This window comes from Primorskyibacter flagellatus (assembly GCF_900176485.1).
Lineage (GTDB): Bacteria > Pseudomonadota > Alphaproteobacteria > Rhodobacterales > Rhodobacteraceae > Primorskyibacter > Primorskyibacter flagellatus.
In genome coordinates, this window is record NZ_FWYD01000039.1 from 1 (window position 1) to 10,930 (window position 10,930).

General features: G+C 60.5%; 9 protein-coding genes and 1 pseudogene. 7 read left to right on the plus strand and 3 right to left on the minus strand.

What is annotated here, in order from left to right; genetic code table 11:
- Positions 1-270 precede the first annotated feature (270 nt).
- The 3 genes from B8991_RS20345 (at position 271) to B8991_RS20355 (ending at position 2,785) form a co-directional block, all read left to right on the plus strand.
- Entirely contained in the window at positions 271-1,557 is a 1,287-nt protein-coding gene (locus B8991_RS20345) for a lipoprotein-releasing ABC transporter permease subunit (RefSeq protein WP_084355123.1), read from the plus strand.
- Positions 1,550-2,263, plus strand: coding sequence for an ABC transporter ATP-binding protein (locus B8991_RS20350; protein ID WP_084355115.1), 714 nt, complete (start codon positions 1,550-1,552; stop codon positions 2,261-2,263). Before B8991_RS20345 ends, B8991_RS20350 begins: the two co-directional genes overlap by 8 nt.
- 111 nt (positions 2,264-2,374) lie before the next feature.
- Positions 2,375-2,785 carry a c-type cytochrome gene (locus tag B8991_RS20355; protein WP_084355116.1) on the plus strand — a complete coding sequence of 137 codons (411 nt, stop codon included), beginning with the start codon at positions 2,375-2,377 and terminating at the stop codon, positions 2,783-2,785.
- A gap of 254 nt (positions 2,786-3,039) precedes the next feature.
- On the opposite strand, the gene irrA is transcribed toward B8991_RS20355, so the two are convergent.
- Positions 3,040-3,459 (minus strand): iron response transcriptional regulator IrrA, encoded by a 420-nt coding sequence (gene irrA / locus B8991_RS20360; protein WP_084355117.1) that lies wholly within the window; start codon positions 3,457-3,459, stop codon positions 3,040-3,042.
- Between the two features lie 218 nt (positions 3,460-3,677).
- On the opposite strand from irrA, the gene fabA reads away from it, so the two are divergent.
- Genes fabA through B8991_RS20375 form a run of 3 tightly spaced genes read left to right on the plus strand, consistent with a single transcriptional unit; the run spans position 3,678 to position 6,243 of the window.
- Complete coding sequence (gene fabA, locus B8991_RS20365) at positions 3,678-4,187, plus strand: bifunctional 3-hydroxydecanoyl-ACP dehydratase/trans-2-decenoyl-ACP isomerase (RefSeq protein WP_084355118.1); 510 nt, start codon at positions 3,678-3,680, stop codon at positions 4,185-4,187.
- A 27-nt stretch (positions 4,188-4,214) separates the two neighbouring features.
- The gene (gene fabB / locus B8991_RS20370) at positions 4,215-5,444 is read left to right on the plus strand and encodes a beta-ketoacyl-ACP synthase I (RefSeq protein ID WP_084355119.1); all 1,230 of its coding nucleotides are present in this window, start codon (positions 4,215-4,217) and stop codon (positions 5,442-5,444) included.
- Between the two features lie 7 nt (positions 5,445-5,451).
- Positions 5,452-6,243 (plus strand): enoyl-ACP reductase FabI, encoded by a 792-nt coding sequence (locus tag B8991_RS20375; protein WP_084355120.1) that lies wholly within the window; start codon positions 5,452-5,454, stop codon positions 6,241-6,243.
- A gap of 280 nt (positions 6,244-6,523) precedes the next feature.
- Here B8991_RS20375 and B8991_RS20380 read toward each other — a convergent pair.
- Both B8991_RS20380 and B8991_RS20385 read right to left on the minus strand, forming a co-directional pair.
- Positions 6,524-6,773: pseudogene (locus tag B8991_RS20380) on the minus strand (integrase core domain-containing protein); the annotation flags it as partial.
- A 1,139-nt stretch (positions 6,774-7,912) separates the two neighbouring features.
- Positions 7,913-9,256 carry a tyrosine-type recombinase/integrase gene (locus B8991_RS20385; protein WP_084355121.1) on the minus strand — a complete coding sequence of 448 codons (1,344 nt, stop codon included), beginning with the start codon at positions 9,254-9,256 and terminating at the stop codon, positions 7,913-7,915.
- Between the two features lie 252 nt (positions 9,257-9,508).
- Here B8991_RS20385 and B8991_RS20390 point away from each other — a divergent pair, with 252 nt between their 5' ends.
- Positions 9,509-10,696, plus strand: coding sequence for a tyrosine-type recombinase/integrase (locus tag B8991_RS20390; protein ID WP_084355122.1), 1,188 nt, complete (start codon positions 9,509-9,511; stop codon positions 10,694-10,696).
- Positions 10,697-10,930: the final 234 nt, after the last annotated feature.

Genomic DNA, 10,930 nt, shown 5'->3' on the forward strand with positions numbered 1-10,930 from the left:
CTCATTCTGAGCGTTCACGAAGGCAAAAACGTCAGCAGAATGAGCCGAGCACCCCACCGCAAGCGAAACACCAATGGGGCCGAGACGGCGCATACGCTTCTTCTTGGTATCAATACTCCGGGGAGCGCGAGGGGCTGGCCCCTCGCACTGTCCTTGACAATCTCACGCCAACCCCAAATCCGCCGACACCCCGTCACACCCTTGACGCGCCCTGTCCGCTGCCGCAGGTTCGCGCGCGAATACCCGCCCAACCAGATCGGAGCCCCGACCGTGCAGACGTCCCCACCGCCCTTTGCGGGTTTCGAATGGATGATCGCCTGGCGCTACCTGCGGGCCAGACGCGCCGAGGGTGGCGTCAGCGTGATGACCTGGATCAGCTTGGTCGGCATCACGCTTGCCGTCTTTGCCTTGATTGCGACCCTGGCCGTCCGGTCCGGATTTCGCGCGGAATTTGTTGATACCATCCTTGGTGCGAACGCCCATGTGACCGTCTACAATATGGCCGAAACGCAGGCGAATGGACGCCTTGACCGGACCATGCCCAACTACGCCGAAACGGCCGCGAGCGTTGCCGCAGTGCCCGGCGTCACCCGTGTCGCACCGCTGGTCAAGGGCCAGGTCATGGCCACCGCCAATGGCCGCAACGCAGGCGTCGAGGTGTTCGGCATCGCGGCAGACGACCTGAAGACAATCCCCCGCATTGCCAATCCCGAAGAGGCGCAGGGCGACATCTCGCGATTCAATGACGGCATCGCCATAGGCTCTGGCGTGGCGCGGGAACTGGGCGTCGGTATAGGCGACAGCCTGCGCATCATCTCGCCCGACGGGGTCAAGACCGCCTTCGGCACCTCGCCGCGCGTCAAGGCGTATGAGGTCACCTATATCTTCACCGCCGGGCGCTACGACATCGACCGCACCCGCGTCTACATGCCGTTCGCCGAGGCGCAGTCCTATTTCAACCGCGAAGGCGTGGCCGATGAACTGGAGGTGATGGTCGACGACCCCGAAACCGTCGATGCGCTGGTGCTGCCGCTGTTGCGGGCGGCGGGCGAGCGGGCACAGGTCTGGACATGGCGCGACTCCAGCAGCGGCTTCCTGCGCGCACTGGAAATCGAGGATAACGTGATGTTCATCATCATGGCGATTCTCGTGCTGATCGCGGCGATGAACATCGTCTCGGGCCTCATCATGCTGGTCAAGAACAAGGGGCGCGACATCGGCATCCTGCGGACCATGGGCCTGACCGAAGGTGCCATCTTGCGGGTGTTCTTCATCTGCGGCGCCTTTACCGGGCTGATCGGAACGGCACTCGGCGTGGTGCTGGGCTGCCTGTTTGCCATCTATGTCGACCCGATCTTCTCGGTTGTGAATTACCTCTCTGGCGGCGGCGTCTGGGATCCGTCGATCCGTGGGCTCTATTCCGTCCCGGCCAAGCTGCAATTGGGTGACGTGATCTCGGCCATCGCATTGTCGCTGGGCCTATCCTTCGTGGTGACGATCTTCCCGGCGCGCCGCGCCGCCCGCATGAACCCCGTCGAGGCGCTGCGCTATGAATGATGCAAAATCACCTAACACAGTACTGAACCTGACGGGGATCACCAAGGTCTACAACAAGGGCGCGCAATCCGAAGTGCAGGTGCTGGACGGTGCCTCGCTCCACGTCGCGGCGGGCGAGGTCGTGGCGCTGGTTGCGCCCTCGGGTGCCGGGAAATCAACGTTGCTGCATATCGCGGGGCTGCTGGATACACCCGACAGCGGAACGGTGCAGATCGGTGGCGAAGACATGACAGCCCGCTCTGATCGCCGCCGCACCCTGACGCGGCGCTCCGAGGTTGGCTTCATCTACCAATTCCACCACCTCCTGCCGGAATTTTCAGCGCTGGAGAATATCGTTCTGCCGCAACTGGCCAATGGCGTATCGCGCCGCGACGCGCAGACGCGGGCGTTGGACCTTCTGACCCGCGTCGGCATCGCCCCGCGCGCCCGCCACCGCCCCGCAGCCCTGTCCGGCGGCGAACAGCAGCGCGTGGCATTCTGCCGCGCACTGGCCAACACGCCGCGCCTTTTGCTGGCGGATGAACCCACGGGCAACCTTGACCCTGCCACTTCGGACCAAGTTTTTGCGGCCCTGATGGAATTGGTGCGAGACACCGGGCTGGCCGCAGTCATTGCCACCCACAACCCCGACCTCGCCGCGCGTATGGACCGGACGGTCCGGTTGGAAAACGGCCGGTTGGTGGCAGAAACACCCGCCCCGGCCTAGAGCCGGGGCCTCCGGCCCGGACCGAACATTTTCGATCAGTTGCAACATCGGGCTTGAACACGCCTGCCGCACGCGCGACACAGAATGCAGGCCAGATGAAGGAGACATACCATGGCGGGACAGGCAATTGCGACCGGGTTCATTGCAGCATTGGGCTTGGCAGGCTGCATCGCGGCGGAGATGCCCGGTGCCAGCGACGGGCGCGCCTTGTTCGCCCAGAACTGTACGGTGTGCCATGGCAACGACGCGCGCGGCGATGGGCCGATGGCGCGCTCCATGTCCGAGCCACCGAAGGATCTGACCTTGATCGAGGCGCGCCACGGCGGCACATTCCCGCGCGCCAAGGTGCTGTCGATCATTGACGGGTATACCCGGCTGGACATGCCCAACATGCCTGAATTCGGCGCATTGCTGGAGGGCGACCTGATCCCGTTTGACACTGGTGATGGAAAGATGACCCCGACGCCCCGCAAGCTGGTGGCACTGGTTGAATACCTTGAAAGCATTCAGGCGGAACGATAGCTCGTCAAGCGACGTTATTCATAAATAAAACGGATCGGGCTTTACGGGATGAGGCCCGTCCGGCGCGCACGAATCCCACGACAGTGCCTTAAGTGCATCCGCATCGGGATTTCCGAAGGATTTCTTGCACGAGCCAAGCCGGGATTTCAGCACTCCCGCAGCGCCCGGTGACCGAGCCAGACCAAACGCACCGCCGGCGAGATCCCACGAATGGGATCACGGAACGTCGTGCGCAGTTCTGAAACGACGGGCGGTCAGGCCTTGGGACGCAGACGGATGACAACCTCGACACTGGCAATCTCGGTGCCCTCGGGTGCTTCGGGCAATTGCACGATCTGCAATTCGTTTGCAGGCGCATCGGTCAAAGTGCCGTCATTTTCCCAGTAGAAATGCGGATGGTCATGGGTGTTGGTGTCGAAATAGCTGCGTGTGCCGTCCACCGTCACTTCCTGTAACAACCCGACATCGCAAAATGCCCGCAGCGTGTTGTAGACCGTTGCAAGCGACACGCTTTCGCCCTGTTCCTTGACCTTGGCGAACAGGCTTTCGGCTGTCACATGCCGGTTCTTTCCGTCGCCCACCAGAAGGGCGGCCAGCGTCAGCCGTTGGCGTGTGGGCCGAAGCCCCGCCCCGTCCAGCCAATCTGATCCGCGCTGCAATACCTGATGTTCCATGTGGCTCCGGCGTCCTTCCCTTGGCAATCAATATATGCGCTGGCAGCGTCGCAGTTCAACCGAATTTACGGACTTTCCCTGCGAGCGTGTCGCAAGACCCCGCTGAACCTGCGCACAAAAGGGACTGCGATCGCCAGGACAGCACGGGCTTGCATGGCCGCGCACCACGGTGATAGAGGGGTTTGAAGTGAAAAATAACGAAAAGGGCACGCCCCCGTATGGCCTCGTATCCAAGCAGTTTCGACCGGGATGATCTTTTAAAATGCGCGCGCGGAGAGCTGTTCGGCCCCGGAAATGCGCAATTGCCCGAACCTCCGATGCTGATGATGGACCGGATCACCGACGTCTCTGGCGATGGTGGGGAACACGGCAAGGGTCACATCGTGGCTGAATTCGACATCAAACCCGACCTTTGGTTCTTTGACTGCCACTTTCCTGGCAATCCGATCATGCCGGGCTGTCTGGGCCTTGACGGGTTGTGGCAACTGACCGGGTTCAACCTTGGCTGGCGCGGCTGGCAGGGGCGCGGCTATGCGCTGGGTGTGGGCGAGGTCAAGCTGACCGGCATGGTCCGGCCCGATCGCAAGATGCTGACCTATCATGTCGATTTCACCAAGGCGATCCAGACCCGTCGGTTGACGATGGGGGTTGCGGATGGCCGGGTAGAGGCCGATGGTGAAGTGATTTACCAGGTCAAGGACATGAAGGTCGCCCTTTCCGAAAGCTGACCCCACTTCCAGACTAAGGAGAACGCCATGCGCCGCGTCGTCGTCACTGGACTGGGCATCGTCTCGTCCATCGGAAATAATGCTGAAGAAGTGCTTGCCTCGCTGAAGGCTGGCAAATCCGGCATCACCGCCAACGAGGCGATGAAGGAACACGGGTTCCGCAGCCAGATCGCCGGGGACGTGAAGCTGGACGTCACCGAGCATGTGGAAAAGCGCACCTTGCGCTTCATGGGGCCGGGGGCAGCCTATGCCCATATCGCCATGAGCCAGGCGATTGCCGATTCTGGGCTGGAAGAGGGTGACGTGGTCAATCCGCGCACCGGGCTTGTGGCTGGATCGGGCGGGCCCTCCACCTCTGCCATGCTGGCCGCGCATCAGACCGTGCTGGAAAAGGGCAGCCCGAAACGCATCGGGCCGTTTGCCGTGCCCAAATGCATGTCCTCCACGATCAGCGCCAACCTTTCGACCGCGTTCAAGATCAAGGGCATCAACTATTCGATCACCTCGGCCTGTTCGACCAGCCTGCATTGCATCGGCAATGCGGCCGAGCAGATCATGATGGGCAAGCAGGATGTGATGTTCGCGGGCGGCGCGGAAGAGTTGGACTGGACCCTGTCCTGCCTGTTCGATGCGATGGGCGCGATGTCCTCGAAATATAATGACACACCGGAAAAGGCGAGCCGCGCTTTTGATGCAAACCGCGACGGGTTCGTGATCGGCGGCGGGGGCGGTATCGTCGTGCTGGAAGAACTGGAACACGCCAAGGCGCGCGGTGCCAAGATCTATGCCGAAGTGACAGGCTATGCGGCCACTTCGGACGGCCATGACATGGTGGCACCGTCTGGCGAGGGCGGCGAGCGCGCGATGCGTCTTGCGCTTGGGTCGCTGCCAGAGGGGCGCAAGGTCGGTTATATCAACGCGCATGGTACCTCGACCCCTGTGGGCGATGTCGGAGAGATCGAGGCGGTTCGTCGGATATTTGGTCGGGGCAGCACACCGCCGGTGTCGTCCACCAAGTCGATGACCGGCCACAGCCAGGGCGCGACCGGTGCGCAGGAGTCGATCTATTGCCTTCTGATGCTGCAAAACGATTTCATCGCGCCGTCGATCAATGTCGAAACCCTCGACCCCGAACTTGATCCCGCCGAAATCGCGACCAGCCGCGTCGATAATGCGGGGCTGGACACGGTGATGACCAACTCTTTCGGGTTTGGCGGCACCAATGGATCGATGCTGCTTTCAAAGTATAACGGGTAGTCAGAACATGTCGGATCAGATGAAGGGCAAGCGCGGGCTTGTGATGGGCGTCGCCAACGAACGCTCGATTGCCTGGGGGATTGCCCGCGCGCTGGCCGGGGCAGGGGCGGAACTGGCCTTTACCTATCAGGGTGAGGCCTTCGGCAAACGGGTTGAGCCGCTGGCCGCCAGTGTCGGATCGGATTTTCTGGTCGATGTGGACGTGACCGACGATGCTTCGCTGGATGCCGCGTTCGAAGGTCTGGCCGCGCGCTGGCCAACGATCGATTTTCTGGTCCATGCGATCGCCTTTTCCGACAAGTCGGAACTGACGGGGCGGTTCCTGAATACCAGTCGGGCGAATTTCAAGAACACGATGGATATCTCCTGCTACTCCTTCATCGAATGCGCCCGCCGGGCACATCCGCTGATGACCGAGAAGGGCGGCACGCTGCTGACGTTGACCTATCAGGGGTCCAACAAGGTGGTACCCAATTACAACGTGATGGGCGTGGCCAAGGCGGCGCTGGAATCCGCGACGCGGTATCTGGCCAACGATCTCGGCCCGGACGGCATTCGTGTCAACGCAATCTCGCCCGGCCCGATGAAGACGCTGGCAGGTGCTGCGATCGGCGGGGCGCGCAAGACCTATAAGCATACGGACATGAACGCGCCTTTGCGCGCCAATGCGACGCTGGAGGCGGTGGGCGGCACGGCTGTCTGGCTGGCATCGGATGCGGGTGCCTGCACGACCGGTGAAGTGATCCATGTCGATGGCGGGTTTCACGTTCTGGGTATGCCGCAATACGAAAACCTCTGAGCCTAGACGCTTAGGCTTGACCTGGCGGAGTGCCCTTGCGGGCACACAGGGTTCATTTTTGCGTTTGCACGCAGCATGGGGCTGTGCCCCCGTTCGCCAAGGGCCGAACGTCCCCCGGTAGCGCCAGTGATGTGCCAGCCGGCACTTTGCGTGACGGTTGTAGCCCAGTCCCGATCGGGATGGTGCGGTTTGGCCTGAGCCCCTGCATCTCTTCCAGCTTTGTGTAGAGTGCACTGCTCCCCAACGTTGGACCGCCGGAATCTGGATTTTTCCGGCTCTTTCACGATGACGGGCTGGTGACGCCATCGGGATAGTGCATGGCAATCGGGACGTTGTACCCGATCGCGCTGTGGGGTCTGTCCTCGTTGTAGTGCCTACGCCAATCCTCCAGTTTTTCGCGGGCATCTGCGGCTCATGAACCAGTGCGCGTTCAGGCACTCGGCCCTCAGCTTGCTGTTGAAGGCTTCGATGAAACCGTTGTCCGTGGGCTTTCCCGGCCGAGAGAAGTCCAGCGTGACGTCGTTCGCATATTCTCGGAGCTGCGGGAGCCACGGGCAACGTGGCGGGACTTGCGCTTGCGGCAGTTGTCGCTGCAATACTTCTGGTTCTTGCGACGTGGCGTGAACTCGGCGTCACAGGTGGGGCATTGAATTTGTTCGGTCATGGTCTGGTTCCTTGGGCTTGATGGATGATCGGGAAGGACCGCCCGTCAGCAGGCCCGCCAAGAGGCCTGACCAAAGGCGCTATCGGGCATGCAGAGAGCTGCCCATCGCGATCATCGAAGGGGGGGGGGCGGAGAGGAATTTTTTGCCCCCTCTCCCTTGTGTGTGGGTTAATTGATTTTTCGCTTGACAAGGAGAAAATCTCCCAACGGTCACAAACGGTGAGCATCACGGGGCAGCGGCGAAGAGGGCCACCTCTCTGTCCTAAGGGGTGGGTTATTCGATTTAGCGGCCCTGCACCCAAAGCGCCTGAACGCTGAACTGCTAAAACGTCCCCCCGTATATGTAATAGGGGCAACTTCAGGGGACGAACGGACTGTGCTGCGGTGGATGATGAATATCATCACACCTTCAATTCCAACCTCGGCGCAAGCCGGGAGCAAGGTGTTCTGAACGTGCAGGAAAAGCTGCCTGCTAGAAATGGCCTAGCTTGAACTTTTCGGTCTCGTTCAGGTCGAAGACCACGGGCGCTTCGCGCAGTGAGACCACTGAGGTAGATAAGATCATCATTTCCACCTACATCTCATCCAACGGCGAAGCCGTGCATAGGCTGTTCTGCATGTGGCCTGTTCTCGCTCAGTCCAATCTGATGTGGTCGAGACCCAGAACCAGAACATGCAGCCGTATTGAGGGCTTCGCCCTGAGAGATTGAGTTTGAAGATTATGGAGTCTTTCAGGCTCGCATGCCCGTTACGGTTCCTTACTACGTATAAGGGGGGACGTTTTTTGCGCCGGGCATGGTGTAGGTGCCCGTCTTGCGGACGAAGGCCCGCAAAGAGGTGCGAGAGATGATGTGGGAAACGGAGACCGCTTGGCGGCGGGGTCATAGTCGCAGCCTGCACTTAACCAAGCGCCTGCTTCAGCCTCAGGCACGGGTGCAGACACCGGCGCATAAGCGCGCTGGGCGGCATGAATGGCTTCCCCTGTGCTGAACCTGCTGGGGGCCGTTAGGGGGCCTGTACCGCGTCCCGAACCACCTCCGCAGCCACTTTTAGCCAAGCGTCCTCGGACCCGTACACCCGGTCACCAAGATTGCCCGCAGCATGGCCCATGATGCGGTGTTCAATCCGGGGGTCTGCCCCAGCTTCGATGAGCTTGTCCTTGAAGTTGTGGCGGAGAGAGTAGACCACATGCCGCCGATCATCCGTCACCGCCCTCACATGCTTGTTCAGGGCCGCAGAGAGCCGCTCAGCGCCTCCCTCACGGGCATAGTGTGGGAAGAGTAGGGTCTCATCCTCTGCTAGCTTTACGGCCTCCCGTGCGGCTTCTAGAGCGTCGCCTACGAGGGGGACCAGACGGTGACTTGCCTTGGTCTTGATGCGCCTATCTTCGTGCCATGTAATGTGGATGTGGGGTGTCTCGTGGTCGATCTTAAAATCCTCCAGCCTCAGTCCAGAGATTTCGCTGGGGCGGCAGCCGGGGCCTTCCAGCAGACGCCAGATCAACAGCAACTCAGGGCGTTTGCTCTGGGCAAGCCGCTCGCGGACCTTAGCAATGACCTCCACGGGCAACGGTAGGCGGGCGTTACGGTCAACCGTAGGCGCTGCGCCGCTGGTTTTGACTTCCAGCTTGCGGAACGGATTGGCCACAGTGCCGACCAGATCGAACTCGACCAAGGCCAACTCGACAATTGCCCGAACATTATTCAATTCCCGTCGAATGGTTTCTGCTGACAGGGGATTGCCGGTGGACGTCTTGGAGCTTTGGAGGTGGTCGAGTAGCTTCCTGCCATGCTGCCTGCGAAGGTTCGCAATCGGCAGCTTTGACAGCTTGCCAAGCGCAGCCTCCGTCTTCTTCCTCACGCGCGCCAGCCTGTTCCTCGGGCCTCGACCTTGGCTTTCGTCGATCTTATCCCGCTCATAGAGGTCGAAGGCATCTGCGAGTGTGTACGCTGGCGGAGCTGCATCGGGCTGGATAACGGCCCGGTAGAGCATGGGGTCGCCTTGGTTTTGGGCAATGTCCTCCGCCAAGACCTGCCGAACCACCTCATCCCCGCCGTGGGCACCTTCAAGCAACCGCTGTGCTTCCTGCTGGGCTTCCTGCCAGAGCGCGCGTGGAGACATGCTCTCGCGCTCCTCTACAGAGCGTCTGTGAGCCGCCACAATGGCCTCAAACTCTGCTGACAGGGCTTCCCACTCGGTGACCATAGTGGGGCCTGAGCGGGCCTTGAGGGGTTTCTGAAAGAAAGTTTCTCCTCTGACCTCGGCTACGGCCTTCGGCCAGCGTCTGCGGAACCTTTTCCGGCCTCCGCCCAAATCATCAATATGCTTCAGCTTCATTGTCACGGCCATGCTAAGTGTCCTCGATGTGTCCCAGAATGTGTCCCGGAACAGCAACGCAAATGCATGTTAATCAATGAAAACGGGGCCTTCAAGAGAAGGTAGTGGTGCCCCCACACAGCACCAACCTATTGTTTTTGTGTGTTTAAATTTGTCCACGTTTGTGAGTTAGCCCCTTAAAAACATAGGTAACGCTGTGCTTGCATGTCTTGTTCTGTCCATTCCTATCCACTAGCCTTGGGTGGATATCTAGGGGGATGAGAAATGCGGGCAAAAAACAGGCTGAGCTCGAGTTTTGTTAAAACTGCGCCCGTGGGCAAACACTGTGACGGCGCTGGCCTTTGGCTGGTGAAGCGCGAAGATGGCGGGGCGCAATGGGTTCTGCGCGTTACGGTGCACGGACGACGACGTGAAATGGGCTTGGGTGGCTTTCCTTCGCTCGGGCTGGCCGACGCACGTAAGCTGGCAGAGCGGTGGCGCAATGTGGTGGCAGCTGGCCGTGACCCTGTAAAGGAACGCGAAGCAGAAGAAAGAGCCGCACGGCGCGAAGATATATCGCTGGCCATGTTGACGGCCGATGCTTTTGAATCGCGCAAGGCGGAATTGAAAGGGGATGGTACTGCGGGCCGGTGGCTTTCGCCGCTGACGCTTCATGTTCTGCCGAAGCTGGGCAAGGTGCCCGTCACTGACCTCGATCAGCGCGATATTCGCGACACGCTGGCTCCGATCTGGCACACAAAGGCCGACACGGCACGCAAGGCACTGAACAGAATTTCAATCGTTATACGTCATGCGGCGGCGCTTGGTCTGGATGTGGATCTGCAAGCGACCGAAAAGGCAAAGGCATTACTTGGGAAGTCGCGGCATGTGCCCAAAAATATCCCAGCTATGGCGTGGGCCGATGTACCGGCCTTCTATGCAAGCCTTGAAGAACCGACGCTAACGCATCTTGCCTTGAGACTGCTGATACTGACTGGGGTGCGCTCGACGCCACTACGCAAGATCCAACTGGACCAGATCGAAGGGGACGTGTGGACGGTGCCAGCCGAGAGCATGAAGGGCCGCAAGGGTGCAACCCTGGATTTCCGTGTGCCCTTGGCAGATGAAGCTCGGCGTGTGATTGATCTTGCACGCCCGCACGAGCGCAACGGTTTTCTTTTTCCCAACGCCCGTGGAGGCGTAATTAGTGACATGACCCTTTCCCGGCACATGGAGAGGCGCGGGTTGAAAGCGCGACCGCATGGCTTTCGTACATCGCTCAGAACATGGCTGGCCGAGGCAACTGACGCCCCACACGAGGTAGCCGAGGCGATGTTGGCGCACTTGGTAGACAGCGGTGTGGTACGCGCCTATCGCAGAACCGACTTTCTGGAACAACGGCGGTCACTTGCCGAACGCTGGGCGGATCATGTGACTGGCGGTGCAGGAAATGTGGTGGCGTTAAGGAGGTGAAGTGACTGAACCAAAACAGAGCGCACCCGTTTCACCCGAAGTCTTCGAAGCGATCGTTGACCTTCTTGAAGCGCGCGCCCGAACGTTCCTTTGCAGGGAATCGCGGGTCGGACATTCGACTCGCGTCACCGGCTATTCCGTATGCGCCGTCCCCGTCCCATTGATTTCTGCGGTTCCGTTGCACTGAGCCAACGGCGAGTTTCGTTCTGAGTATTCAGAAGGAGACGACGATGG